This window comes from Microbacterium sp. TNHR37B (assembly GCF_001620065.1).
In the GTDB taxonomy this organism is placed as follows: Bacteria; Actinomycetota; Actinomycetes; order Actinomycetales; family Microbacteriaceae; genus Microbacterium.
In genome coordinates, this window is sequence record NZ_LQGV01000004.1 from 82,712 (window position 1) to 109,165 (window position 26,454).

23 protein-coding genes and 1 riboswitch are annotated in these 26,454 nt (G+C 71.1%); of the genes, 15 read left to right on the top strand and 8 right to left on the bottom strand.

Annotated features, from left to right (window positions below):
- The first annotated feature begins 197 nt into the window (after nt 1–197).
- From AVP41_RS14620 to AVP41_RS14655, 8 genes are all read left to right on the top strand, one after another.
- Nucleotides 198–671, top strand: a complete 474-nt coding sequence (locus AVP41_RS14620) for a hypothetical protein (protein WP_067166236.1) — start codon at nt 198–200, stop codon at nt 669–671.
- On the top strand, nt 668–2,248 hold the full coding sequence (locus AVP41_RS14625; RefSeq protein WP_157532530.1) for a hypothetical protein: 1,581 nt from the start codon (nt 668–670) through the stop codon (nt 2,246–2,248). The genes AVP41_RS14620 and AVP41_RS14625 overlap by 4 nt, the downstream gene beginning before the upstream one ends.
- Nucleotides 2,241–3,161 (top strand): hypothetical protein, encoded by a 921-nt coding sequence (locus tag AVP41_RS14630; protein WP_067166242.1) that lies wholly within the window; start codon nt 2,241–2,243, stop codon nt 3,159–3,161. Before AVP41_RS14625 ends, AVP41_RS14630 begins: the two co-directional genes overlap by 8 nt.
- The gene (locus AVP41_RS14635; protein WP_067166245.1) at nt 3,158–3,787 is read left to right on the top strand and encodes an ATP-binding cassette domain-containing protein; all 630 of its coding nucleotides are present in this window, start codon (nt 3,158–3,160) and stop codon (nt 3,785–3,787) included. The genes AVP41_RS14630 and AVP41_RS14635 overlap by 4 nt, the downstream gene beginning before the upstream one ends.
- Nucleotides 3,784–4,995: an ABC transporter permease gene (locus tag AVP41_RS14640; RefSeq protein WP_067166248.1), complete on the top strand. Its 1,212-nt coding sequence runs from the start codon at nt 3,784–3,786 to the stop codon at nt 4,993–4,995. The genes AVP41_RS14635 and AVP41_RS14640 overlap by 4 nt, the downstream gene beginning before the upstream one ends.
- A gap of 60 nt (nt 4,996–5,055) precedes the next feature.
- Complete coding sequence (locus AVP41_RS14645; RefSeq protein WP_082829279.1) at nt 5,056–6,135, top strand: enoyl-CoA hydratase/isomerase family protein; 1,080 nt, start codon at nt 5,056–5,058, stop codon at nt 6,133–6,135.
- Nucleotides 6,136–6,142: 7 nt separating this feature from the next.
- A complete protein-coding gene (locus tag AVP41_RS14650; protein ID WP_067166251.1) occupies nt 6,143–7,093 on the top strand; it encodes a J domain-containing protein in 951 nt (316 codons plus the stop codon).
- A 70-nt stretch (nt 7,094–7,163) separates the two neighbouring features.
- Complete coding sequence (locus tag AVP41_RS14655) at nt 7,164–8,759, top strand: SLC13 family permease (RefSeq protein WP_067166254.1); 1,596 nt, start codon at nt 7,164–7,166, stop codon at nt 8,757–8,759.
- A 41-nt stretch (nt 8,760–8,800) separates the two neighbouring features.
- Here AVP41_RS14655 and AVP41_RS14660 read toward each other — a convergent pair whose 3' ends face one another.
- Entirely contained in the window at nt 8,801–10,363 is a 1,563-nt protein-coding gene (locus AVP41_RS14660) for a hypothetical protein (RefSeq protein ID WP_067166257.1), read from the bottom strand.
- A 30-nt stretch (nt 10,364–10,393) separates the two neighbouring features.
- A riboswitch (TPP riboswitch) is annotated at nt 10,394–10,503 on the top strand.
- Between AVP41_RS14660 and AVP41_RS14665 the strand changes: the two genes are divergently transcribed.
- The 3 genes from AVP41_RS14665 to AVP41_RS14675 all read left to right on the top strand — a co-directional run bounded on the left by AVP41_RS14665 (nt 10,497) and on the right by AVP41_RS14675 (nt 13,502).
- Complete coding sequence (locus tag AVP41_RS14665) at nt 10,497–11,135, top strand: ECF transporter S component (protein WP_067166270.1); 639 nt, start codon at nt 10,497–10,499, stop codon at nt 11,133–11,135. (Overlaps the previous riboswitch by 7 nt.)
- Nucleotide 11,136: 1 nt before the next feature.
- Nucleotides 11,137–12,714, top strand: coding sequence for an ABC transporter ATP-binding protein (locus AVP41_RS14670; protein WP_197464367.1), 1,578 nt, complete (start codon nt 11,137–11,139; stop codon nt 12,712–12,714).
- Nucleotides 12,711–13,502 (top strand): energy-coupling factor transporter transmembrane component T family protein, encoded by a 792-nt coding sequence (locus AVP41_RS14675; RefSeq protein WP_067166273.1) that lies wholly within the window; start codon nt 12,711–12,713, stop codon nt 13,500–13,502. Before AVP41_RS14670 ends, AVP41_RS14675 begins: the two co-directional genes overlap by 4 nt.
- Nucleotides 13,503–13,554: 52 nt before the next feature.
- Here AVP41_RS14675 and AVP41_RS14680 read toward each other — a convergent pair whose 3' ends face one another.
- Nucleotides 13,555–14,280: an aminoglycoside 3'-phosphotransferase gene (locus AVP41_RS14680; protein WP_067166276.1), complete on the bottom strand. Its 726-nt coding sequence runs from the start codon at nt 14,278–14,280 to the stop codon at nt 13,555–13,557.
- A gap of 114 nt (nt 14,281–14,394) precedes the next feature.
- Between AVP41_RS14680 and AVP41_RS14685 the strand changes: the two genes are divergently transcribed.
- The 3 genes from AVP41_RS14685 (at nt 14,395) to AVP41_RS14695 (ending at nt 16,923) form a co-directional block, all read left to right on the top strand.
- Nucleotides 14,395–15,156: an SDR family NAD(P)-dependent oxidoreductase gene (locus AVP41_RS14685; protein ID WP_067166279.1), complete on the top strand. Its 762-nt coding sequence runs from the start codon at nt 14,395–14,397 to the stop codon at nt 15,154–15,156.
- Nucleotides 15,157–15,307: 151 nt separating this feature from the next.
- Nucleotides 15,308–16,078, top strand: a complete 771-nt coding sequence (locus AVP41_RS14690) for an enoyl-CoA hydratase/isomerase family protein (protein ID WP_067166281.1) — start codon at nt 15,308–15,310, stop codon at nt 16,076–16,078.
- Complete coding sequence (locus tag AVP41_RS14695) at nt 16,075–16,923, top strand: SDR family oxidoreductase (protein ID WP_067166284.1); 849 nt, start codon at nt 16,075–16,077, stop codon at nt 16,921–16,923. Before AVP41_RS14690 ends, AVP41_RS14695 begins: the two co-directional genes overlap by 4 nt.
- A 36-nt stretch (nt 16,924–16,959) precedes the next feature.
- On the opposite strand, the gene AVP41_RS14700 is transcribed toward AVP41_RS14695, so the two are convergent.
- From AVP41_RS14700 to AVP41_RS14725, 6 genes are all read right to left on the bottom strand, one after another.
- Nucleotides 16,960–17,856 (bottom strand): Cof-type HAD-IIB family hydrolase, encoded by an 897-nt coding sequence (locus AVP41_RS14700; protein ID WP_067166287.1) that lies wholly within the window; start codon nt 17,854–17,856, stop codon nt 16,960–16,962.
- 133 nt (nt 17,857–17,989) lie between these two features.
- Nucleotides 17,990–18,862, bottom strand: coding sequence for a Cof-type HAD-IIB family hydrolase (locus AVP41_RS14705; protein WP_067166289.1), 873 nt, complete (start codon nt 18,860–18,862; stop codon nt 17,990–17,992).
- 102 nt (nt 18,863–18,964) lie between these two features.
- Nucleotides 18,965–20,380 carry a glycoside hydrolase family 1 protein gene (locus AVP41_RS14710; RefSeq protein WP_067166292.1) on the bottom strand — a complete coding sequence of 472 codons (1,416 nt, stop codon included), beginning with the start codon at nt 20,378–20,380 and terminating at the stop codon, nt 18,965–18,967.
- A gap of 82 nt (nt 20,381–20,462) precedes the next feature.
- Entirely contained in the window at nt 20,463–22,325 is a 1,863-nt protein-coding gene (locus AVP41_RS14715) for a beta-glucoside-specific PTS transporter subunit IIABC (RefSeq protein WP_067166295.1), read from the bottom strand.
- Between the two features lie 183 nt (nt 22,326–22,508).
- Nucleotides 22,509–23,417 carry a PRD domain-containing protein gene (locus AVP41_RS14720; protein ID WP_067166299.1) on the bottom strand — a complete coding sequence of 303 codons (909 nt, stop codon included), beginning with the start codon at nt 23,415–23,417 and terminating at the stop codon, nt 22,509–22,511.
- A gap of 10 nt (nt 23,418–23,427) precedes the next feature.
- Entirely contained in the window at nt 23,428–24,630 is a 1,203-nt protein-coding gene (locus tag AVP41_RS14725; protein ID WP_067166303.1) for a hypothetical protein, read from the bottom strand.
- 206 nt (nt 24,631–24,836) lie between these two features.
- Here AVP41_RS14725 and AVP41_RS14730 point away from each other — a divergent pair, with 206 nt between their 5' ends.
- Nucleotides 24,837–26,423 carry a peptide ABC transporter substrate-binding protein gene (locus AVP41_RS14730; RefSeq protein ID WP_067166306.1) on the top strand — a complete coding sequence of 529 codons (1,587 nt, stop codon included), beginning with the start codon at nt 24,837–24,839 and terminating at the stop codon, nt 26,421–26,423.
- The last annotated feature ends 31 nt before the right edge of the window (nt 26,424–26,454 follow it).

A 26,454-nucleotide genomic window follows, 5' to 3' on the forward strand; every position in this document is an offset into this window, starting at 1 on the left:
GCGGGGGTGTCCTCTTATCCTGTCGGATTCCGCGCGGCGCCGCGCGGAGCGTGGCGGCGAGCCCCCAAGAGGCGGGCGACGACGGGGTGTGGACAACTCCGCGGGCCCGTCGGCGGCGCAGCTAAAGTGAGGCATCTGGTACTCATTTATGAGAGGGACTGACGCCCTCTCTCCGATCGAACAGAGGAGATCGAATCATGAGACGTGGCATCCGCAACACGATCGCAGCAGTGGTGCTCTCGGCAGTGGCGCTGGGCGGTGTGGCCGTCCCGGCCTCGGCGGTGAGCAGTTCGTCCTCGGCGAAGCTGCCGGGCACGGGCGCCGTGATTCAGGCGAACGTCTGGCTCTGCAACACGTGGCTCACGTCGTGCGGCTTCCAGACCTCGGCGAAGGCGCTGAAGTCGGGTAAGGCGTACAAGGTGTCCAAGATCCGCAACACCGCCGACTTCAATGCGTGGGGCATCGGCACGGTGACGGTGGGTGCGGTCACCGTGGCCGGTACGAGCGGTTCGGCGCGCAACCTGGTCTGGACCAACTACAAGACGTGGATCTCCGATCACTCCGGCAGCGCCTCGGCGACGTGGTCGATCGTCGCGCTGGGTCTGTGCTCCGGCGCGTATGCGGAGGTCTCGGGCGTTCGTGCGAGCTCCAGCGCGTGCGTGGGGGTGTGATCGGCGCCCGTGTCCTCCCCTGCGCCGTCGCGGCGGTGGCGGCGATGATGCTGACCGCGTGCGCGCCCCCCGCCCCGCCCGACGGTGGCCTCGACGGTGTCTGGGGAGACCTGACGCCGTTCGAGGGCGCTGACGGCCTGCTCTCCAATGTCGCCATCGACGCGTTCTCGACGGCGACCCTCGTCGAGACCGTGGCCGGGATCGATATCGGCCGAGCGCTCGGTTCCGCGGTGCCCTCACCCGATGCCGAGCGTTGGCGGGAGCTCTGGGAGACCGACGAGGAAGATGCGCTGTGGAAAGCGCACCTCGTATGCGGCTCCGTCGGTGCCGAGAGGATGCGAGAGGTCCTGCCGGCGCCGACCGCGGCGAGTCTCGCGCGGGATGCCGATGCCCTCCTCGCGACGGCGCCGGAGCCAACCGCGCAGTCGCAGCCCGGCGATGCCCTCGAACTGGTGGCCGCAGCGCACGTCTCGTGGTGCCTCAGCGATGTCGATGCCGTCGCTGACGGGGTCGTCTCGGCGGCAGGGATGCGGTCCGCCGTCGCCGCCAACGCGGCGCTCGCGCTGCAATGGGTCGACGTGCGCCGGTCTATGGGGGTGTCCCCGGAAGCGTCCGCGGGCCGCGTCGTGAGCGCGATCCTGCCGGGTCTTCCGCCGGCGGACTGCGACGATCGCACGGCGATCGAGGCGGGAGCGCTGCTTCTGCTCCACGCAGTTCCGGAGAAGGACGTCCCTGCCTTCGTCCGGTGCGCGGTCGACGACGCGCTCGACGCGATCGACCTGCCCGTGCTCGTGACCTCCGCCCGCGTCATCGCTCAACGCGAAGCTGTGGGGGGCCGCGGCGTCGTCGCGGACGCGCGCGCGGTGCTCGAGGGGCGCCTCGACGACAGGCGGCTGTCCGACGGCAGCTACCTGCGTCGTCCACTGGTCGCCGGGTCTCTCAGCGGTACTGTCGCAGGTCTCCGGCTGCTCCACGCTCGTGGCACCGAGCTACCGCCGTCGACATCGGTCGCCGTCGTCGAACGCATGATCCAGACAGCGCGCCCAGGATCGGGCGACGCCCTCCTCGTGCTGCAGGGCTGCCTTCTCGTGGATGGCGACTGCGGCGACCTCGCCGCGGCGGGGCTCGCCGACGCGGAGCTCCTCGCGGCGGCGGTGACGCCCGAGACACCGACGCTCGACGGTCTGCTGGCCGCGCTCGCCACGGTGCGCGGGGCCGATCCGGACGGGGTCGACCGGCTCATCGACGGCATCGCCGCGGTTGTGACGGCACCCTGTGCCCGGCGGCAGGTCTCCCTGTTCCGCGAGGCGGCGGCGCCCGGCGGGTGGCCCGACGACGTGTTGCAGGAGGCGCGACGCGCTTTCGCCGACGCCGTCATCGGGGGACGGCTCGATGACTACTGCGACCTCTCCTGGATCTCTCGGCTCGGCGATGAGGGACCGCGACGCGACGGAGACGCAGCCGACCGTTCCATCCCCCCTCTGGATTTCTCTAACGAAGGACTGCTGATGATGAATGAACAGCTGGCGCCGCTGTCGATCGCGGCAGCGGCGGCCGATCTGGGTCTCCATGCGTAGCCCGCGCGGGACCCTGTTCGGCGCCGTGCTCGCCGTGGGGGTGGTGAGTCTCCTGACGGCGTGCGCGCCGGAGCGCCCGGTGGCCTCCTTCGACTTCTCCGGCTTCATCGGCGAGGACGGCCTCTTTCACGACCGAGGCGTCGTGGGGTTCGACGGAGCCCTCCCGGACGGCTCGCCGACCGAGGGCACGTGGACGACGGCCGCGGTGATCCGCACGCGGAGTCTGGCGGGGGAGGAAGCGCGTCTCGCGACGGAGACGTCCCGCGCCCTCGACGCCGCGGCGGAAGCCGCCGTCGGCGCTGGGGATCGCGACGCCGTCCTCGGTGCGGCCCGCGTCTGCGCGCTCGCCGCTCGAACGTCGTCACCGTGCGGTGATGTCCGCGCCCGGGCGATCGATCTCCTGCGGCAGAGCCCTGCCGCCCTCGACCCGGGTGACTCCGCGCGCCCCGTGCTCGTGATCGAGACGGCCGCTGACCTCGGGGTCGTTCCCGCGGGCGCGGGCAGTAGCCTGGCTGCCGCGGTGGCGCGGCGAGGTGACGACCCCTGCATCGACAGCGCCGTGGTTCGCCTCCACGTTCGACGCGATGACGAGGAGCCCCTCCGGGTCGTCGATGATCCGCGCGCACTCACCGACGACGTGCTCGCCGCCCTCCGGGTCGGCGACATCGACACGGCGTACTGCCTCTCGGGCATTGTCGCCGCCACCGCTGGTGCCACGCCGGATCGGGACGAGGACTGGCTGCAGCAGCCGTTCGACGAGGCGGTCGAGGCCGGGTTCACCCGCTCCGACGACGGCCTCTACACGGCGAAGGACCGGACGCGCGGCCGCATCGAGACGACGCGCCGGCTCAGCCAGGTCTCGTTCGACCTCAGCGTCGGGCTCGGCCCGATCCGGGCGGGAGGAGCTTCGTGAAGGCGACGCAGAGTGAGTCGGTGGTCGTCGTCGAGGCGGCGCGCTACACGTACCCGCGCGCGGCGGGGCGCGAGCTCGGACCGTTCGACGCGGAGGTCCGCGCGGGCGAGATGCTCGGCATCGTCGGTCCTTCGGGGGTGGGCAAGAGCACGTTGCTGGGGCTGATCGGAGGACTCCTCACCCCGACCGGTGGCCGCGTGCGGTTCTCTCCGGCGTTTCACGGTGCCGCCTTCGTTCTCCAGACGCATGCCGTGCATCCTTATCTGACGGCGTGGGAGAACGTGGCGGCGGCGTGGGGCATCCCCCGCCGCGGCGACCGCTCGCGCGCCCGCCGGGTGTTGAGCCTGCTCGACCTCGACGATGTCGCCGATCGCCCCGCCGGCGCCCTCTCGGGTGGACAGCGCCAGCGGCTCGCGCTCGGGCGGGCGATCGCCTCCGAGACCGCGGTCATCGTCGCCGACGAGCCGACGGGAAACCTCGATGCCGAGAGCACGGCTGTCGTACTCCGCGCGTTGCGTGCCGCCGCCCGCAGCGGCACCGCGGTGGTGGTCGCGACCCACGACGACGCGGTGCGCGACCGGTGCGACCGCATCCTCACCCTGACGAAGGAACGGACGACGCCGTGACCACGAGGAAGACGCTTCGCACCACACTGGGATGGGCCCTCCTGCGTGTCCGTCGAGGGGAGCATCGCGCCCTTCCCCTCGTCATCGCGGGGTTCATGACCGTGCTGTTGACGGCCACGCTCGGCGCGCTGCTCTGGAACGTCCTGTCGACCGTGACCGCCGGCGAGGTGGGCGGCGGAAGCCTCGCAGTGCTCGAGCTGCGCACCGACGTTGCCGATGCGCGTCCGCTGACCGGGAGCGCGCTCGATCTGCTCGCCGGGCTCCCCGATGTCGCGGCGGTCGAGCCCGCCATCGACGGCGCGTCGATCTACGGGGCCGACGGAGGCTGGGTGCTCCCGGTCGTGGCGTTCCAAGCGTCGCAGGCACCGCCCGGGGTCACGGCCCCTCCCGGCCCGGGCGAGTTCGTCGCACCGAGCGCGGCACAGGGCGTCGACTTCACCGCCCTCGTCGGCGACGACCTCGAGGTGGGGTACACCACCCGCACCGGGATGGACGAGGGGGAATCGGCATCGCGACGACTCACGGTGAGCGGCACCTACGATCCTTCATGGCAGGTGTACGGGCCGGCCGTGGCCCTCACCGACGTCGACACCGCGGTGGAGCTCGTGGCGGCGCGGGAGGGGCTGTCACCGCGCGCATACCTCGATGAGCGTGGAGTGCGCTCCGCGCTGGTCGTCGCCCGCGACCGAGAGGCCGTTCCCGCCCTGACTGCCGACCTCCGCGCCCGAGGGTTCGCCGCCAGCCCCCTGGCAGACCGCCTCGGACTGCTTCCGGGGGTGTTCTCGCTCCTCCCCGCGGCGACCGCGGTCGTAGCCCTCGTGGGACTGCTGCTCTTGGTCGTCTCGACCCTCACCGGGGTCGCGGCGTCGGTGCGGGCGCAGCTCCGCGATCTCGCTCTCCTCCGTGTGCACGGATGGCAGGTGGCGGACATCCGCGCGCTCATCACGACGGAGAGCCTGCTCGTGACCGGGCTGGGTGCCGTGGCGGGCGCTCTCGTGGCGATCGCGCTCGTGCCGCTCTTGTCGGTCGCCGCAGCCGAACAGATCGGGGCCGAACCGGCGCTGGGCGACCTGGTGTGGCAGCCCGTGCTGATCTCGGCGGGGGTGACGCTCATCAGCCTCCTCGCCAGCGCGGGAGCAGCGACGCTCGCGACGCGCCGCTCGCTCTCGGTCGACCCGTACATCGCGGTGCGGGCCGAGGGCGGGTGAGCGCCCCGAGGCGCGACGGAGGGAACCCGGCCACCGACGCGCCTCGGGTAGCGTGAACGTGTGAGCGACGCGTCCCCGACCCCGTCTGCGTCCACGTCGCGGATCCGTGCGGTCGCCGACTCGAGCGTCGGGCATGCCACGCTCGACCGGCCGGAGGCGATCAACGCCCTCGATCTCGGGATGATCGAAGACCTGGGTGCCGCGCTCGACGAGTGGGAGTCGCACCCCGACATCGCGCTGGTGCTCCTCGACGGCGCCGGTGACCGGGGCTTCTGCGCCGGCGGCGACGTCCGCGGGCTCCGTTCTCAGATCGTCGCAGGCCAGGCCGCCGAGACGGCGCGCTTCTTCCGGGCCGAGTACGCGCTCAACGCGCGGATCGCCGAGTATCCGAAGCCCCTCATCGCGATCGCCGACGGGATCACCATGGGGGGCGGCGTCGGACTGGCCGGTCACGCCGCCGTGCGGGTGGTGACCGAACGCTCCGCGCTCGCGATGCCCGAGACCCGCATCGGATTCACGCCCGATGTCGGCGGCTCCTGGCTTCTCGGCCGCGCTCCCGGACGAGTGGGGGAGTACCTCGCGCTCACCGGCGCATCGATGAACGGCGCCGACGCGATCTACGCCGGGTTCGCCGACCACTTCGTCCCGTCCGATCGCCTGGCCGATCTCCACGATGCGTTCGTCACTCGTGCCGATCCGCACACGCCGACTGAGCTCGTCCTCCTGTTCGACGAGACTCCCGACCCGTCGCGCCTCCCGGCTGCACGCCGCTGGATCGACGACGCCTTCTCTGCGGACACGGTGCCCGAGATCCTCGCCCGTCTCCGCGACCGACCCGAGCCGGACGCCGCGGAGACCGTCGCCACGCTCGAGGAGCTGTCTCCGACGGCCCTCGCCGTCACCCTCGCCGCCGTCCGTTCGGCCCGGCGACTTCCCGACCTTCGCGCCGCTCTCGCTCAGGAGTACGGCCTCGTCATGTGGTTCGCGGCGACGCAGCCGGATCTGGCAGAGGGGATCCGGGCGCAACTCGTCGACCGTGACCGTTCTCCGCGGTGGCAGCCGGCATCGTTCGACGATCTGCCGGAGAGCATCGGCGCCGAGGCGCTCGCGTTCACGCCCGACCTTCCTCTGTGGAGCTGAGGACCCGGTGTTCGACAGTCCGCTCTCGGCCTCTGCCTACGACGTGCTCGGGGTGTCCCCTGACGTCGACGAGGAGACGCTCCGTCGGGCGTACCGCTCGCGATTGCGAGAGACGCACCCCGACACGGGTGGTGATGCCACGCGTTTCGTCCACGTGCAGCGAGCCTGGGAGTTGATCGGGACGCCGGCGGCGCGCGCCGCCTACGACCGCGGACACGGCTTCGGAGCGTCGATCTCGCCCTCGTTCGCTCCCGCCGACGCTCCGGGAGAAGGCGGTCCGGTGTGGCGGCCGCCGTCCGCTCGCGCCGACACCCGTCCACGCGCGCGCTCCTTCGGCCAACCGGGCGGCTGGCGCCGGGAACGCTACCTGACCCTGATGCGTGAGTGGGCGGGTCGCGGCGTCACCCTCGACGACCCGTACGATCCCGCTCTCGTCCGGACCGCTCCGCGCGAGCTTCGCCGCCTCCTCGCCGACGCGCTCGCCGAGGAGGCGACGGCGAGGATCGTGGCCGACCTCGGCATGGGCTACACCGTGTGGCACGACGTGGCCGCCGACCCGCGGGATCCCGACGCGAAGATCGACCACGTCGTCCTGGGTCCGAGCGGCCTGTACGCCGTGCTCTCGGAGGACTTCGGCGGCGCGGTGCGTGTCCGTCGTGGAGAGATCATCGGCGAGTCCGTCTCCGGAGCCCCGGTCGCGGCGACCGTCGGGCGCGCCCGGGGTCTTGGCCGCTCGGCCCGAGTGAAGTTCAGCGGCGTCATCGTCGTCCTCCCCGACGACGACGCCCCGGCGGCGATCGAGGAGCTGGGACGGGTGCGTGGTCTGCCCGCGGTCGTCGTCGCGCGGTCGGCGCTGTCCACCGTGCTCCGCCGCGGGATCGCGGGCGCGCGAGCGATCGGCGGCAACGAGCTCTTCGACATCCGCACGCGGCTGCAGCAGACCGTGCGCTTCGTCTGAACGACGCGAACGCAGCCCGCGCCGCGCCCACGCCCTCCGCCGCGGTGGAGCCCCGCCGTAGAGTCGATCCATGGACTCCGCCGCCTGGACCTTCGTCATCCTCGTGGCCGCCGTGGTGGCGTTCGTCAGCTCCCGGGTGCCCCTGGCGATCGTCGCGCTCGGCGTCGCCGTGTCGCTCTGGGCCACCGGCGTCCTCACTCTTCCCGAGGCGCTGTCGGGCTTCGGGGATCCCACGGTCGTCTTCATCGCGACCCTGTTCGTCGTGAGCGAGGCTCTCGACTCGACCGGGGTCACCGCATGGCTCGGCCACCAGGTGATCCGGCGTGCGGGGTCCGGGCGCGGCAGGCTCATCGTGATCGTCGCGCTCCTGGCCGCGGCTCTGTCCGCCTTCATCAGCATCAACGGCGCCGTGGCCGCTCTCCTCCCCGTCGTCGTCGTCGTGGCGGTGCGCGCGGGGATCGTTCCCTCGAAGCTGCTGATCCCGCTCGCCTTCGCCGCCAGCGCCGGATCCCTCCTGACGCTCGCGGGAACCCCCGTCAACATCGTCGTCTCGGAGGCAGCCGAGGCAGCGGGTGGCCGCGCCTTCGGGTTCTTCGAGTTCGCTCTCGTCGGGGCGCCGCTGGTGATCGCGACGACCCTCATCGTCCTCGCGTGGGGCGACCGGCTCCTCCCGGAGCGGGTGGCGGAGCACTTCGCCGATGCCGCCCCCGACCCCCGCTCCCACGCCCGCACGCTCCGCGACGCGTACGACGTCGACCTCGACACCGGCTCGCTGTTCAGCGTCACCGAGGGCGTGCTGGAGGTGCTCATCGCCCCGCGGTCGCCGCTGATCGGACGGACTGTCTGCGCCGGGATGACCACGAGAGGCGAGGACCTCGTGATCCTCGCGGTGCGTCGCGGAGAAGAGGACGGCCCCAACACGTCGCGCGGCGCCGCGGTGGCGGGATCGCTCACGCTCCGCGCCGGCGACGCGGTGCTCGTGCAGGGGCCGTGGGATGCGCTGGACCGCTACGCCGCATCGCCCGATGTCATCGCGGTGACCGCGCCGCGATCGCTCCAGCGCGCGGTGCCGCTCGGCCGGGGCGCGCGACGCTCCCTCGTCGTGCTCGCGGTCATGGTGCTGTTGCTGGCGACGGGACTCGTTCCCCCGGTCGTCGCCGGGCTCCTGGCGGCGGGGGCCCTCGTGCTGAGCGGCGTCCTCACCATTCCGCAGACCTATCGCGCCGTGTCGTGGACCACGGTCATCCTCATCGCCGGGATGGTTCCGCTGTCGTCGGCCTTCATCTCGACGGGCGCCGCCGGCTCCGTCGCCGATGTCGTGCTCGGCGTGATCGGCGACTCGTCACCGCACATCGCCCTGCTCGTCCTGTGCGTGCTCACGATGATCCTCGGCCAGTTCATCTCGAACGTCGCGACCGTGCTCGTGGTGGCACCGATCGCCGTCGCGGTGGCCGACGGGCTCGATGCGAGCGTGCTGCCGTTCCTGATGGCGCTCACCGTGGCCGGAGCCGCCGCCTTCCTCACTCCCATCGCCACCCCGGTGAACCTCATGGTGATGCAGCCGGGCGGGTATCGGTTCGGAGACTATTGGCGCCTCGGTCTGCCGCTGATGGTCGTCTTCCTCCTGACAGCCGTGGTCTACGTTCCGCTGATCTGGCCCTTCTGACGGGGCCGGGTCGGACCCGGGGGCGCTGCCGTGGAGCGGGCTCAGCCGGCGAGGCCGAAGAGTTGGAGCGGATGAGTGAATCGCCACCAGCCGTCGGGTTCACCGAGGTCGCCGGTGAGCGCGACATCGACGGTCGCCGCGTTGAGCGGGCCGGTGAAGGTGAGGGTTCCCACGACGTCCTCGGCCGTGCGCGCGTCGCCCAGGTCGAGCGTGCTCTCCCCGGTGGCGGTCGCGCCGTTCCAGAGCAGCACGGAGGCCTCCGTCGTGGTCGCGACCTCCGCACGCGTTCCCCACGCCGTCGAGACGGTTCCCACCACGGTTCCGGCGGGCAGCGCGTGCGGGGTCTGGAGCTCGGCGACGGCCTGCTGGAGGAGGGCCGCGGTCTCCGATGCGCGGAGCTCCTCGGTCGGCTGGCCGAGGACGGCCACCGACACCTGCACCGCCTGTCCGGCTGCCGTGACCTCGGCGTCGGCGAGCAGGTTGTAGTTCCCGACGAGCCCGCCGGTCTTCAGCCCGATCACGCCGTCATCGCCGAGCAGCGGATTGGTGTTCTCGATCTCGCCGACGCCCGGGATCTCCGCCGTCCGGGTGGCTGCGATCTCGGCGATCACCGGCTGTTGCGCAGCGATCTCGGCGAGGCGGATGAGAGAGGCCGCGTCGGCGGTGTTCTCCCGATCGATGCCGGTGGGCTCCACGACCTGGACGCCCGACAGGTCGTGGCGATCGAGCCAGTCGCGGGCGGCCGCGGCGAACTCCGCGTCCGCCGGCCAGAGCTCTTCCGTGAGCATCGCGACGTAGTTGCCGGCCGACGCGATGAGGGCACCCTGGAGCTGTTGGTACTGCGTCAATGTGCCGCCGACGGGAACGGGAAGCGCTGACTCGCCCCGCGAGACATACGCCCAATACGTGGCGCGGTCGGCCGCGGTGACGGTGCGGGAGGGCCCGGTCTCCCCCTCTGCCAGGGGCATTTCGTCGAGCACCATGAGCGCGGAGACGAGCTTGGTGATGCTCGCCATCGGCGCGGTGTCGGGCGATGACGCGGCGACGGCGTCGATGCCCGCGACGCCGACGGCGGCGTCGCCCTCGGCCGGCCAGGACAGTGCGGACGCGGGAGCCTCCAGACGCGGCGCTTCCGCGGCGGCGATCGTGGGCGCGACCGCATCGAGCGACCACGTCTGCGTCGCGACGGTGTATCCGCCCACCAGGGCGATCAGGACCGCCGCCGTCACCAGCAGGGGCACTCGCGAGCGGCGGCGACGGATGAGCGGCGGAAGGACAGGAACGAAGGGCGCCGAGGCGGCCGTGAGGTCGCGGGGAGCGACCCGGGTGGCGACGATGTCGGGGTCGATCCACGCCAGGGCGATCCTCCCGCTCAGGGACTCCGGCTCGTCGAGCATCCCGTCGTCGACGGCCGCGTCGTGCTCCTCGGCCGTGGCCTGCTCGACGGCGGGTGTGACGCGCTGCCCGGCGGGTGCGACCTGCTCCTCGGCGGGTGCCACGCGTTCCTCGGCGGCGGCGTCGTGCGCCGTCGCGCCGCCGCTCGCTTCCTGCGCCTGCCTCCGCAGCGCGCGCCGGGACGGGGGAGGTGCGTCGGGGGAGGTCACGATAGCCAACGTACCGCGGGCTATACTCGTCGCCAGAACCACGGGAGTCCGGTGAGCCGGGCTGAGAGGAAGCGATCCACGCTTCGACCGTCGAACCTGATCCGGATCATGCCGGCGCAGGGAGGAGAACGAAATGCATGCAGTGACGTCCCCGTCCACCGTCCGTTCATCGTCGGGAGGGAGCGGTCGCGAGCGGTTCCGGTGGCGCATCGTCGACATCGTCGTCGCCAGCGTCATCGGCGTGGCCTGCGCCGCCGTGTTCCTCGTCTGGAACATCGGCTACGAAGGGCCGGCCTCGCTCCTCAAGCCCCTTCTGCCGGGCGTGCAGGGGCTGCTGGCGGGACCCTGGCTCATCGCCGGTGTGCTCGGAGCCCTCGTCATCCGCAAGCCCGGCGCGGCGCTGTACACAGAGCTTCTCGCCGCGGTGATCTCCGCCCTCGTCGGCAACCAATGGGGTCCCCTCACGATCGTCTCCGGCCTCGTGCAGGGCGCCGGCGCCGAGCTCGTGTTCCTCGCGTTCCTCTATGCGTCGTGGCGCCTCCCCGTCGCGATCCTGGCCGGAGCCGGGGCGGGCTTCGCGTGCGGGATCAACGATCGCGTGCTGTGGTATCCCGGTGCCGACGGCCTGTTCACGACGGTGTACATCGCCGCCACCACGATCTCGGGAGCGATTGTGGCCGGTCTCGGTGCGTGGCTCGTGACCCGCGCGCTGGCCCGTACCGGAGCGCTGGCTCGCTTCGCCTCCGGGCGCGACGCCGGCCGACGCGTCTAGCGTGCCGACCGTCGCGGCGTCGCCCGCCGCCGTGGAGGCGCGCGGGTGGGGATGGCGCTACGCGACTCGGCAGGCGTGGGCGGTCCGCGACGTCGACATCCGGATCGAGCCGGGCGAGAGGGTGCTGCTTCTGGGAGCATCCGGCGCCGGGAAGTCCACGCTGCTGCAGGGGATCGGCGGTGTGCTGGGCGGTCACGACGAGGGTGAGGAACTCGGCGCGCTGCTCATCGACGGCGTGCCGGCGGCGACGACGCGCGGGCGTGCCGGGATGGTGCTGCAAGACCCCGACAGTCAGACGATCCTCTCTCGGGTCGGCGACGACGTCGCCTTCGGGTGCGAGAACCTCGGAGTGGGGCGCGACGAGATCTGGCGGCGGGTGCCGGCGGCGCTCGATGCCGTGGGGCTCGATGTCGCACTCGACCGCAGCACCTCGGCGCTCTCGGGCGGGCAGAAGCAGCGACTGGCCCTCGCGGGTGTGCTCGCGATGCGGCCCGGCGTCGTTCTTCTGGACGAGCCGACCGCCAACCTCGACCCGGTCGGGGTGACGGAGGTCCGGGACGCCGTCGCGCGGGTGGTCGCCGCCACCGGGGCGACCCTCGTCGTCATCGAGCATCGCGTCGACGTGTGGCTTCCCCTCGTCGACCGCGTGGTCGTCCTGGGAGCGCAGGGCGGCGTCATCGCCGACGGCCCGCCCGACCGCGTCCTCGTCGACCGTGGGCCGGAGCTCGCCGCGGCGGGGGTCTGGCTGCCCGGCATCCGTCCCCCGGTCCCGGAGCGCCCCGTGACCGCCGTGGGGAGATCGCTCGTCTCTGCGCGAGGCCTCGTCGTGGGCCGTTCGCCCGGCGTTCCGGTCGCAGGGCCCCTCGACCTCGACGTGCGGGAGGGGGAGGTCGTCGGGATCGTCGGCGCGAACGGCGCGGGCAAGTCCACTCTCGGGCTGACCCTCGCGGGTCTCCTTCCTGCCGTCGAGGGAGACGTGCGGGCTGCGGGCGAGCTCTCCCGGGGCGCCGACCTCACCCGCCGCGCCTTCGGCCTCCGCGCACTGCGCCGACGGTCCACCGGCCCGCGCACCGGCCCGCGCACCGACGACCCCGCGGCGTGGACCTCGGCGTCCCTGCTCACCCGGATCGGCACGGTGCTCCAGGAGCCGGAGCACCAGCTCCTGCGCTCGACCGTCCGCGAAGAACTCACCGTCGGCCCCCGGGCCCTCGGCCTGGAGGAACGCGAGGTCGCCGCCCGCGTCGACGAGGCGCTCGTCCGGCTTCGCCTGGCGCCGCTCGCCGCCGCGAACCCCTACACGCTCTCGGGCGGAGAGAAGCGCCGCCTGACGGTCGCGGCCATGCTCGTGACCCGCCCCCGGGTGCTGGTCCTCGACGAGCCGACATTCGGCCAGGACGCCCGGACCTGGGCGGAGCTCGTCGCGATCATCGCCGGCCTCCGCGACGGCGTGGACGAACAGGGGCCGCTCGCGATCGCCGCGATCAGCCACGACAACGAGGTTCTCGACGCTCTGGCCGCCCGCCGATTCCCCCTCCCCGACCCCGTCGGTGCGGACGGTGCCGGGGGAGCCGGCGCATGACGGTCCCCACGTCCACGCCTGCCCGACGGGGCATCGTCGCTCGCCGTCATCCCGTCGCCAAGCTCGTCGCGGCACTCCTCATCGCCCTGCCGCTGGTCGTCACGATCGACCCCGTCTCGGCGGGCGTCGCGCTGGCCCTCGAAGTGCCGTTGCTGTTGTCGGCGGGCCTCACGCCTCGGCAGTTCTGGCTCCGGACGCTGCCCCTGTGGATCGCCGCTCCCGCCGCCGCGGTGACGATCTCGCTGTACGGGCAGTCGAGCGGACGAGTCCTTGTCGAGTGGCTGTTCGTCCACGTCAGCGAGGGGTCGATCCTTCTCGGGCTCTCCGCGATGCTGCGGGTCCTCGCCATCGGTCTTCCCGCCGTGGTCCTGTTCGTCACCGTCGACCCGACCGACCTCGCCGACGGGCTCGCGCAGGTGCTGCGGCTGCCGGCACGGTTCGTCCTGGGGGGATTGGCGGGAATGAGGATGCTCGGCCTGCTGGCGGAGGACTGGCGGGCCCTCGCCCTGGCCCGCCGGGCCCGCGGTGTCGCCGACGCGGGGCGGGTCCGGCGCGTGGCAGGGATGGCATTCGCGCTGCTCGTGCTCGCGATCCGCCGTGGTTCCGCTCTGGCCACCGCCATGGAGGCGCGGGCGTTCGGGGCGCCCGGTCCGCGTACGTGGGCGCGTCCGTCGCGACTCGTCCGGGCGGATGTGGTCCTGATCGTCGCGGCGCTGGCGATCCCCGCCATCGCGCTGGCGGCGGCGGTGGCGACGGGGTCGTTCCGTCCGGTCTTCGGCGCGGGCTGACTCCTCCGCGGCGGAGGGCTTCCTTCTCGTCCCGCGTCCCGAGCGCGACCGGTCAGGTCGCGTTCCACAGAGACCGGTAGTACGCCATCCGTTCCTCGTCGGCGTCGATGCCGTAGGCGTCGAGGAGGGCGTCTTCCCAGCCCGGTCCATAGTTCCAGCCCGTGCTCATCGCCGCGACGGAGATATCGGCCCAGCGGTCGGCGACGCCGAGCACGCCGAGGTCGACGTGCCCCAGCCATCGGCCGTCCTCGCCGAGGAGGGTGTTCGGGCAGCAGGCGTCGGCGTGGCAGACGACGAGTCGGTCGATCGTCGGTGGCTCGTGGAGCGTCGCGTCGACCACGATGCCGCGCTCCGCGGCGCGGGCCAGGCGCGAGGCGACCGACCAGTCGAAGGGGCAGTCGTCGACCGGCAGGGCGTCGTGGAGCGCGCGCAGGCCCTCGCCCACGGCCCGCACCGCGACTTCCGGCTGCGCGCGCCAGTGGGGATCGACAGCAGAGAGGCCGGGAAGGGCTGCCGTGACGAGCCACTCGTGCCGTCCGTCCGTCCCGGTCTCGCGCACGGTGGGGACCGTCGTGTACCGCGCCGCCCAGCCCAGACGCACGGCTTCGTCCGCCAGAGAGGATTCCGCGTTGAGGGGGCCGTACTTGATGAACTCGCCCGCGTCGCTGCGGAACGTGAGTCCGCCGTAATCGTTGCGCCACACCGGCACCAGGGCCGCCCCCCGGGCGAGCATCCGGACGCGCGCGGGCACGTCGACGGGCTCGGAGGGGATCGACATGGTTTCCATCATGGCGGCTCGGGCCGGTCCCTCGGCGGTCCCGCGACGGAGTTCACGTGACACTGAGTCCCGCGTATGGTGGTATGCGATCCCCACTCGTTCGAAGGAGAGCGCATGGACATCGTCGGAGCCACGGCCCTCGTCACCGGCGGCGCCAGCGGCCTCGGGCTGGCGACGGCCCGCCGACTGGCCGCGGCCGGTGCGCGCGTCGTCATCGTCGACCTCCCCTCCTCTCCGGGCGAGGCCGCCGCCGCTGGGCTCGGGGGCGTCTTTGCCGCCGCCGACGTGACGGACGCGAGCCAGGTGGAAGCCGTGGTCCGGGTCGCCGCCGCCGAGGCGCCGCTGCGCGTCGTGGTCAACTGCGCCGGCATCGCGCCTCCCGCCAAGGTCCTGGACCGCGACGGGAACCCCACCTCGATCGCCGACTTCGAGCGCCTCGTCCGTGTCAACCTGATCGGCACCTACACCGTGGTGGCGCACGCGGCAGCCGCGATGGCGCGCACCGAGCCCACCGCGGACGGCGATCGGGGCGTCATCGTCAACACCGCGTCGGTCGCGGCCTTCGACGGCCAGATCGGCCAGCCCGCGTACGCGGCGAGCAAGGGAGGCGTCCACGCGATGACCCTGCCGATCGCCCGCGAGCTCGCCCGGCACGCGATCCGCATCTGCACGATCGCGCCGGGGATCATGGAGACCCCGATGCTCGCTGGCCTGCCCCAGGCCGCGCAGGATTCCCTCGGTCAGCAAGTGCCGTATCCGCAGCGGCTGGGTCGTCCCGACGAGTACGCCGCCCTGGTCCTCAGCATCGTCGAGAACGGCTACCTCAACGGGGAGACCATCCGCCTCGACGGTGCGATCCGGATGGCCCCGAAATGAGGGCGGCCGGGGTGCCGCTCACTCGCCCGCTCTGCATGACTCCTCCACGAACGCGGGGCTTCGCGTCCGTCGTGCCGGGACGACGCGCCCCGCACGGCAGCGCGGCACCACGTGGGAGGAGTTGTGCGACGCCCACTCGGAGGAACCCTCGATGACCGACTCGATCCTGTACACGCGTGAGGGGGCCCTCGCCCGGCTCACGTTCAACCGTCCCGCGGTGCTCAACGCGATGGACTTCGAGATGGGCGCGCGGTGGCGCGACCTGGCACACGAGGTCACCCGTGACCCCGAGGTGGGGGCGGTGCTGCTCGATGCGAACGGCCCGGCGTTCTGTGCCGGGGGTGACGTGCTGCAGATGGGGACCTCCGGGGCATCCGGCGCTGACGTCACCGCCGCCGCGCACGTGATCCACGAGGGGATCCGCGCGTTCGTCACCTCGAGCACCCCGGTGGTGGCCGCCGTCCAGGGAGCTGTCGCCGGCGGCGGCCTCGGCCTCATGCTGACGGCGGACTACATCGTCGCCTCCCGCGCCGCCCGGTTCGTCAGCCGCTACGCCAACATCGGCCTGACACCCGACCTGGGTGTCTCCACGCTCCTCCCCGCCGCGATCGGCCAGCGCCGGGCCCTCTCGCTGCTCCTGCAGGATCGCACGATCGACGCCGAGACGGCCCTGGAGTGGGGACTGGTGTCGGAGCTCGCGGACGACCCCGCCGCGCGGGCCGCGGAGGTCGCGCGGTTCTGGCTCGAGGGTGCGACCGCGGCGTTCGGACAGGCCAAGCGCCTCGTGCGCACGGGCGCGCACCGTCCGTTCACCGAGAACCTCGACGACGAAGCCCGCACGATCGGCGACAGCTTCGACACCCCCGAGGCGACCGCCCGGATCGCCGCCTTCGCCGCCCGCACCCCCAAGGAGACCCGATGAGCACGCCCGACGCGACCCCGGCGCTGGCCGGCAAGACGATCCTCATGTCGGGAGGAAGCCGCGGCATCGGCCTCGCGATCGCGCTCCGCGCCGCGCGTGACGGCGCGCGCATCGCCCTCCTCGCCAAGACGGACACGCCGCATCCCCGGCTCGAGGGGACGGTGCACTCGGCGGCCGAGGCCATCCGGGCGGCCGGCGGCGAGGCGTTGCCGATCGTGGGCGACGTGCGCAACGACGACGACATCACCGAGGCCGTCCTGAAGACGCAGGGCGAGTTCGGCGGGGTCGACATCGTCGTCAACAACGCGTCGGTGATCGACCTCTCCGGCTCGCTGGAACTGGCGACGAAGAAGTATGACCTCATGCAGGACGTCAATGTCCGCGGCACGTTCATGCTCTCCCGCGCTGCTCTCCCGATCCTGAAAGACGCTCCGAACCCGCACATCCTGTCGCTGTCGCCGCCGCTGAACACCACGGCGCGATGGCTCGGCGCCCACACGGGGTACTCGCTCGCGAAGTTCGGCATGACGATGGCCACCCTGGGGATCGCAGCGGAGTTCGCGGCCGACGGTGTCGCCGCGAACACGCTGTGGCCGGAGACGACCATCGCCACCGCGGCGGTGCAGTTCGCGCTCGGCGGCGACCGCATGATGAAGGTCAGCCGCACGCCGGAGATCTACGCCGACGCCGCTTACGAGGTGCTCACGCGTCCGGCGCGCGAGTACACCGGCCAGACCCTCATCGTGGAGGACGTGCTCCGTGAGGCCGGAGTCACCGACTTCTCCCGCTACGCCGCCACCCCCGGCACGCCCGACAGCGACCTCTTCCCCGACATCTTCCTCTGAGGGCTCGGGCCCCGTTCGACGTCCTGCGCGCGATGGTCAGAGGAGCCCGAGGGCGGCGAAGGCGTTGTGGACGCCGTCGTCGAGGACGCCGGTGGTGACGCGGTCGGCGAGGGCCTGCAACTGCGGATCCGCTCCGCCCATCGCGACCGACGTGCCGCACACCTCGAACATCTCGACGTCGTTCCAGCTGTCGCCGATGCCGATCGCGTCGGCCGCATCGAGCCCGAGGAGGCTCAGGACCTCCACGATGGCGGCGCCCTTGTTCGTCCCGCGGAGCGAGATCTCGCCGTTCGATCCTCCCGGCATCGGCATGCTGCCGGGGATGACGTGGAAGCGCTCGCCGAGCGCCCGTTGCGCCCGGTCGACGCTGTCGGAGCGCTCACTGACGAAGACCGCCTTCGCGATGTGGTCGCGGTCGGCCTCTGAAACGGGGAGATAGCGGTCGGCGGCCTCGGTGAGCACCGCGTTCAGGAGGTCCTGCTGATCCTCGTCGATCCCGAGGTGGGCGAGATCCTCGGACCGCCGGGCGGCGCGCATCCGCAGGAAGGACGCCATCATGCCGAGGATCCCCGGGCTGGCGTACACCTGCTGGTTGGCCTGCAGGAAGTAGTGGACCCCGTTTTCCTCGAAGTACGAGGTGAGCCGTTCGACGTCGGCGGGCGGCATGGGGTGGAAGAAGAGCTCCTCGTCGCCGCGCGTCGCGTAGGCGCCCCCGTTGGTGATCGCGCCGTCGAACCCGATCGCCGCGACCTCGGGGTGGATGTCGCCCGCCGACCGGCCGGTGCACAGGTAGACGAGGTGGCCGCGCTCGCGGACGGCGCGGATGGCGGTGACCGTCGAGGGGGCGATGACCGAGCCGTGCTCCAGGATCGTCCCGTCGACGTCGATGAACAGGATGCGGGGCGAGGATTCGGTGCGGGTCACGGTGTCCATCCTTTCAAACCGGTGTGGCCGGAGCCTGTACGCGAGCGGTGCCCGCCGTCCGGCGAGCCAAAAGCAGGCGGAGACGGGGGATCCGGCAGAATTCGGGTGCCGAGGGCCCGCCCCGCCTGCTTTTCGCCCGCGATCAGATGAGCCCGTTGCGGACGAAGGCGTTGCGGATACCGTCGTCGTCGATCGCCGAGGTGACCTGGTCGGCGAGGGCCTGGACGCCGGGCGCCGCGTTCCCCATGGCGATCGACACCCCGCACACCTCGAACATCTCCGCGTCGTTCCAGTTGTCGCCGATCCCGATCGCGTCGGCGGGGTCGATGCCGAGGTGCGCAAGGAGCCGCAGGATCGTGGCGCCCTTGTTCACCCCGACCGCGGAGATCTCGCCGGAGCTTCCGACGGGGAGGGGGATCGTCCCTCCGACGACGGCGAAGGCGCCGTCGAGCTCGGCTACGGCGGCGGCGACCGCCGCGGGGTCTTCGCTGAGGATCACGGCCTTGGCGGCCTCGGCGGGGACGAACTCGTGGGACGTGTCGAACGTCTTCATGCCGACGCTGAAGAACTCCTCGTCGTCGACGTCGCGACCGGTGGCCCGCATTCGGTCCTCGTGCGCGCGCCGGTCGCGGTCGACGTAACGCTGCATGAGGGCGGGAAGCTCCGCGCTCGCGAACATCCGGTCGTACGTCTGGAAGTACCAGTGCACACCGTGGGCGTCGAGGCGCTCCTCCAGGTGACGTACCGAGTCGTGCCCGAGGAGTTCGGCGACGATCACGTCGTCACCGATGCTTCCGAATCCGCCGCCGTTGGTGACGGCGCCGTCGAAGCCGATGTCGAGGATCGGGCCTTCCAGCTCCTTCATCCCGCGCCCCGTGCTGAGGAACACGAGGTGGCCGGCCGCGCGCGCTGCCTGGATCGCCGTGATCGCGGACGGCGGGATGTACCGGCCGTCCTGCATCAGGGTTCCGTCGACGTCGAGGAAGACGGCGCGGCGTCGGAAGGAGGAGGTCATGGGGCGGCTTTCCGGTGAGGCAGGGGCGATGGGCGCGCGAACAGGTGGCGCATATGGTGGCCTCGCGGGGAGAGAGACAACCATATGCGCCACCTGAGCGGGTCAGGAGGTGAGCGAACCGCCGTTCGTGCGGATGACCTCGGCGTACCAGTCGAACGACTTCTTCTTGTAGCGCTCGAGCGAGCCCGAGCCGTCGTCGTTGCGGTCGACGTAGATGAAGCCGTAGCGCTTGCTGAGCTGCGCGGTGGACGCGCTGACGATGTCGATGCAGCCCCACGTGGTGTAGCCGAGCACGTCGACGCCGTCCTTCAGCGCCTCGCCCACCTGCACGAGGTGGTCGTTCAGGTAGGCGATGCGGTAATCGTCGATGACGGTCTTCACCCCGTCGACCTCGACGAGCTCGTCCTTCGCGCCCAGACCGTTCTCGACGATGAACAGCGGCTTCTGCCAGCGGTCCCAGAACTGGTTGAGCACGAGACGCAGACCGATCGGATCGATCTGCCAGCCCCACTCGCTGGCCTCCAGGGTGGGGTTGGGCACACCGCCCATGATGTTGCCCGCGCCGGTCGCCTTCTTCGCGGGATCGGCGGTGGCCGCCACCGACATGTAGTAGCTGAACGAGACGAAGTCGACCGTGTTCGTGAGGTCTTCGCGGTCCTCGTCGGTGATCTCGAGCTCGATGCCCTTCTCCCGAAGCGTCCGCAGGAAGTAGCCCGGGTAGGCACCGCGGGTGTGGACGTCGCCGTAGACGAGGTTGGAGTGGTCGAACTCCATCACCTCGAGTGCGTCGGCGGGCGAGGGCGACAGCGGATAGACCGGCATCGACAGCACCATGCAGCCGATCTGCGCCTGCGGTGCGACCTCGCGGGCGATGCGGGTGGCACGGGCGGAGGCGACGAGCTCGTGGTGCATCGCCTGGTAGAGCTGCTGCTCGGTGAGCTCCTCCTTGGGGGTGTTGATCCCGCCCGACATGAAGGGGGCGTGCAGGAGCGAGTTGATCTCGTTGAAGGTCAGCCAGTAGGTGACGCGCGAGCCGTAGCGCTCGAACAGCGTGCGGGCGTAGCGCTCGTAGAAGCCGATGAGCCGGCGGTCGGTCCAGCCGTCGTAGGTCTCGGCGAGGTGCAGCGGCGTCTCGTAGTGGGAGATCGTCACGAGCGGCTCGATGCCGTGCTTCTCCAGTTCGTCGAGCACGCGGTCGTAGAAGGCGAGGCCCTCTTCGTTGGGCTGTTCCTCGTCGCCGTTCGGGAAGATGCGGCTCCACGCGATCGAGAACCGGTACGTCTTGAAGCCCATCTCGGCGAACAGGGCGATGTCTTCCGCATAGCGGTGGTAGTGGTCGATGCCGACGAGCTTGAGGTTGTCGGGCGTCGGCTCGGCGGTGCGCGCGCCGACGATCCCGCGGGGCATGACGTCCTGGACCGAGAGGCCCTTGCCGCCCTGGTCGTACGCGCCCTCGATCTGGTTGGCTGCCGTCGCGCCGCCCCAGAGGAACGAGTCGGGGAACGGGGTGGTGCTCATGATGCGTCCTTTGTGTGTCTCGGATGGAGAGGGGAAGCCGGGGCGCGGAGGGTGCCGCGCCCCGGCATTGCCGGGCGAGGGCTCAGCGCACGCCGGCGACGGAGTCGACCGACACCGCGGTGAACAGCGGCTCACCGTGCGCGATCGGCCCGGAGGCCTCGTCCCGCACCGCGGGGTAGAGGTCGGGGTTGGTGACGACCACGGGGGTGGTGAGGTCGTATCCCGCCCGGAGGATGGCGTCGCCGTCGAACTCCACGAGGAGGTCGCCCGCCTTCACCTGCTGACCCGCGGTCACCTTGGTGGTGAAGTGCTCTCCGGCCAGCTTCACGGTGTCGATGCCGATGTGGATGAGCACCTCGGTGCCGTCGGCGTGACGCAGCCCGAACGCGTGCCCCGTGGGGAACGCGGCGACGACCGTCGCGTCGAACGGTGCGTACACCGCGCCCGAGCGGGGGGTGATCGCCACACCGCGTCCGAGCGACCCGTCGGCGAACGCCGCGTCGGGCACCTCGGACAGGGGCACGACCGTGCCGTCGACCGGCGCGAGGACCAGCACGTCGTTGCCGGCGGCGGCAGCCGGAGCGGCCGTGTCCTCGGCGGGCTCCTTGAACCCGACGATGGCCGTCAGCAGGAAGGGGACGACGATGGCGACGGCGAGGCCGAGCACCAGCATGATCATGTTGCCGTTGCCGAACAGGGCCGGCAGTGCGAGACCGGAGGGCACGACGAACGCCTTCGAGAAGACACCGCCGAGGGCGATGATCGCCCCGCCGAGAGCGCCACCGGCGATGCCGAACGCGAACGGGCGCTTCAGCGGCAGGTTGATGCCGTAGATCGCGGGCTCGGTGATCCCGGCGAGGAAGCCCGAGAGCGTTGCCGGGGCGGCGAGCGACTTGAGGTTCTTGTTGCGGGCACGCACCCACACGCCGGCGACGGCCGCCGCCTGGGCCAGCACTGCGGCGAACACGGGTCCGAGCAGGAGGATCTGGCCGGTGGTCTGGAACTCGAGCTGGAACAGCGGCACGAGACCCCAGTGCAGACCGAAGATCACGAACACCTGCCACAGGCCGCCCATGATCGCCCCGCCCAGCCACGGGGCGTTCTTGAAGACCCAGCCGATGCCGTCGCCGAGGGCACTCCCGACGATGTCGGAGATCGGGCCGATCACGACGAAGACGAGCGGCACGGCCACGAGCACGACGATCATCGGCGTCACGAACCGGCGGATCGCGCCGGGGAGCTTCGCGTAGAGGAACTTCTCGGCGTGGCTCTGCAGCCAGACGATCACGATGATCGGGATGACGCTGGAGACGTAGCTGACCATCGTGAACGGGATGCCGAAGAAGGTCAGGTCGGGCGCGCCGACCAGCCCCGTGATCGTCGGGTAGACGAGGGCGCCCGCGATGGCGAGCGACGTCCACTCGTTCGCCTTGAAGTAGCGCGCCGACGTGATCGCCAGGGCCATCGGCAGGAAGTTGATGAACGCGTCCGAGAGCGCGTTCAGCACGATGTAGGTGCTCGTCTCGGTGCTGATCCAGCCGAACGTCACCGCCGCCGCGAGGAACGCCTTGAGGAGGCCGGTACCGGCCAGAGCCCACAGCGCCGGGGTGAAGATCGCGGAGATCATCGAGATGAAGCGGTTGAAGAGGTTCCCCTTCGGGCCCGCCTCGGTCGAGGAGCCATCGGCGCCGGCACCGAGCTTCGAGATCTTGCCGATCTCGGCGAAGACCTCGGGAACGTCGTTGCCGATGACCACCTGATACTGACCGCCCGCCTGGGCGGTGGTGATCACCCCGGGAACCGCCTTGATGGCTGCTCCGTCCGCCTTTGCCTCGTCCTTGAGGACGAAGCGCAACCGGGTCGCGCAGTGCACGAGCGACTGCACGTTCTCTTCGCCGCCGACGCCGGCAAGTACGCCGGCCGCGGTCTTCGCGTAATCCGCCATCGGGATCCGCCATCCTTTCGCCGCCCCACTGCGGCACTGTCGTGGTTTCGGGCTCTCCGGGGCGTTTCCGGGCAACAAAAAAACCTGAACTCGTTCATCACCGATTCGGTGATGTGAGTTCAGGTTTCGCCCGCTGCGCGGTAACGATCCGGAGATCTCGGCAGGGACACAGCCCTACGGCGATCACGGTACCACGGTCGGCGGCGGAGTGCCAGGGGCGACCTGTGACTTCAGTCTCTCGACATGGACGATGACGTACAGCAGCTCTTCGTCGGTGAGCTCCGACCCCGTCGCTCCGTGCACGTAGGACTTCACCTGGCGGGCGATCTCGTACGAGACCGGATAGCTGTGCTTGGCGAACTCGAAGAACGAGGTGTCGCCGCTGGAGAGCATGGTGCGGTTCACGAGACGCTGCAGGAGGAACTGGATGTGCAGGATGAAGCGCGCGTAGTCGGGGCTCTCGGTGTCGAGCTTGACGCCGAACGCCTGCTCGACGACCTCGACCACGTGCTGCACGCGGCGGAACAGGAGCGCGGCGGTGCCGTTGGGCTCGTCGCGCGTCGCGTTCAGCAGATGCATCGTGAGGAAGACCGCTTCCTCCGGAGGGAGCTCACGATCCAGCGACGCGGCGATGTCACGGGCCATTGCCTGGGCGGCATCGAACTCGTGGGGATGGAGCACCCGGAGCTCGGGCATCGCCGTCGAGGGGATCCGCAGGCCCTGGTCGAGGCGTTCGATCACGTAGTTCACGTGGTCGATCACGGCCACGGTCAGATGGCGGCCGAGGTGCCTGCCGAGCCGCCGCTCCGCCGCGTCGACGGCGCGGGTCACCGCTTCCACGATCGGATACGGGACGTCGGTGAGGAGGCGACGTTCGTGCTCCCCGGCAGCCCCGGCGTCGAGGATGAACGTCTTCTCGACCTTTCGCGGATCGATGACGTCGTCGGGCTTCAGCTGGAAGCCCAGTCCGCGCCCCATGAGCACGCGCTCGCGCCCCGACTCGTCGATCGCGATGACGACGTTGTTGTTGAGCACCTTGTGCACCGGCACGGCGTGCGCGTGCGCGGAGGCGGCGTCGCCGGGGGTGCTCATGGGGAGAAGTCTAGGAGGTGGATGCAGCTGAATCGATGCGCGGGTCCGATTCGCTTTCCGCGCCGGAGGCACCCGTCGCGGACTCGCGCAGACGCTCCTCCAGGCGCGTCGCGGCGCTGCGCGCGGCGACGAGATGCTTCTCCTGCGATCGTCGCGCCGCCCATCGGTGCCCGGCGACCGTCGACGGCAGGAGAAGCACAACGGCGTAGAGGGCCGACGCGAGCACCGGGCCGATGGCGCCGAGCCACACCACGGCGAACTCGGCGGCCGTCCCGTGGGGCGCGTCGCGCTCCAGGGCGACGGTGATGTACGCGGCGGCGGCGACGGGGGTGAGTGCACCGCCGAGGAGGATGATGCCGGCGATCCAGCCCAGTGCCGTGGGGCGTCTGCCGTGGGGTGCGCGGATACTGAAGTGCCCGGTCGGCGCGGCCACCAGGCTGGCGCCGACGGCCGAGCAGAAGGCCGAGAACGCGAAGACGCCCACGGTGGCGCCCAGGAGAGAAGGAACATACTCGCCGGGCCAGTTCGCGGCAGCGGTGGAGACGAGCCCCACGCCGATGAGGACGAGGGCGAGGAGCGAGGGTACGCCGTAACGGGCCACGCGATACCGCAGCACCTCCGCGGAAGGGCTGAGGCCGGAGAGCTCGACCAGGCCGTCCTCGAGGCGGGCGACCTCGTCGCGAGCGGCGGCGAGGCGCGCGGGAAGCGGGAGGAGCTGGAAACGCCCGGCCGACATCCCCGCCACGACGCCCAGCGGTGCCACGAGGAAGATCCCGCTGACCGCGCCGAACTGCTGCCACACGTCGGGGTTCTCCGGGTGCAGATCCGCGAGCCGTGTCATCGTCACGAGGGCGCACAGCGCCCAGACGGTCAGCGCTGTCGCGATCGCTGCGGAGGCGAGGGCGAACACGGGAACGGGGGAGGCGAAGCCGGCGCGCTCCTGGATGGGGGCCGCGCAGATCGCGGCGAGCGCGAAGGCGGCCGTGACCAGCACCGGTGCGGTCCAGTCGACGTGCCCGGCGGAGGACAGCGTCCATCTCGCCACGACGTCCAGCGCGCCGGGAAAACCGGAGCCGGGTGCCGCGAGCATGCCGCTGATGCCGAAGACGGCGAACAGCGCAACGACCGTCGGCACGAACCAGAGCGCGATGCCCACCTGCCAGTCCTCGCTGATGGCTGACGTGGCGCGCGATTCCTCGGTTCCGGCGGGCACACCCCGAGTCTAGGGACGCCCTCCGAGGGCGTTTCCGAAATGTAAAGGTTTCATTTCGTATTGAAAGTTCGAAAACCACAGCCCCTATGGTGAGCGTACGTACTCACCCCGTACTGCCGCCGCGGCCCGCGCAGCCCGGCCCGTGCCCTCACCCTGGCACCGTGTCCCGCACCATTCCTGTCTCAGCGATTCCCTGTGAGGAAACCATGAACAAGAGGCTCCTCGCGGCGGCAGCAGCCGTCGCCGCCACCGCCCTCGCGCTGTCTGCGTGCAGCGCCGGCACCGCTCCGAAGGGAGACGACGCGATCGATGAGATCCGCGTCGCCGCCACCGATCCGCAGCTCATCATCCCCGGACGCCAGTCGGTGGCGTACGACGTCAACATGGCGGTCTGGGCGCCGCTCGCGTTCCTGAACTCCGATGGCTCGCTCGATTACGTCCAGGCGGAGTCGATCGAGTCCGACGACGCGATCACGTGGACCATCACCCTTCGCGAGGGCTGGACGTTCCAGGACGGCACACCCGTCACGGCGCAGTCCTACGTCGACAGCTGGAACGCCGTCGCCTACGGCCCCAACGCGTTCGAGAACTCCGGCCAGCTCGCCAACATCGTCGGTTACGCCGACCTCAACCCCGCCGAAGGCGAGCCTTCGACCACGGAGATGTCGGGCCTGGCCGTCGTCGACGAGCGCACCTTCACCGTCGAGCTGACCGGCCCCGACAGCCAGTTCCCGCTGCAGGTCACGCAGGCGCAGACCGCGATGTTCCCGATGCCCGCGTCGGCACTGACCGACTTCGACGCCTACAACACCCACCCGATCGGAAACGGCCCCTTCGCCTTCGCCGAGGACTACGTCGAGAACGAGCCCATCGTCCTCGAGGCCTACGACGACTACCAGGGCGAGAAGCCGACGATCGATCGGATCACGTTCGTCCCGTACACCGACAGTGAGACGGCCTACACGGACGTCCTCGCCGGCAACCTCGACGTGGCCGGAGTCCCCGCCTCCAAGCTGACCCAGGCCGCCGGTGACTTCGGCGACCGTCTGTACTCGTTCGAGGCGCCCGGCATCTCCTTCCTCGGGCTGCCGCTGTGGAACGACGCCTACGACGACATCCGCGTGCGCCAGGCCATCTCGATGGCGATCGACCGTGAGGCGATCATCGACGTGATCTACGGCGGCACCTACGACGCCGCGACCGCCTGGACCCCCGCGATCGAACCGGGCACCCCGGCCGGCATCTGTGGGGAGTACTGCGAGTACGACCCCGAGGCCGCCAAGGCGCTGCTCGACGAGGCCGGAGGATTCGACGGCTCCCTGGAGATCTACTTCCCGGGCGGCGGCGGACTCGACCCGCTCTACGAGGCGATCGCCAACCAGCTGCGTCAGAACCTCGGGATCGAGGCGACCGCCAAGCCGAGCGCCGACTGGGCCGAGTTCCTGCAGAACCGCAACGACGAGAACATCGACGGTCCGTTCTTCTCGCGCTGGGGTGCGCTGTACCCCAGCCAGCAGGCGACGCTCCGGGTGTTCTTCATCGAGGGCGGCGGATGCACGAACTGCATCCCCTGGTACAGCGACGAGGTCGCCGACGCGATGGCCGCAGCCGACGCGGACCTCTCCACCGACGGCTCGGCCTACGCCGAGGTGCAGAAGCTGATCCAGGCCGAGTTCCCGGCGGTGCCGCTCTTCTTCGAGAAGTACTCGTACGTGACCTCGGAGAAGGTCGCCGACCTGGTCACCTCACCCGTCGGAAACCCCACCTACCGGTCGATCGTCCTCGACGACTGACCCGCGCGGTGCGGAGCGTCCGCCCCCCGGG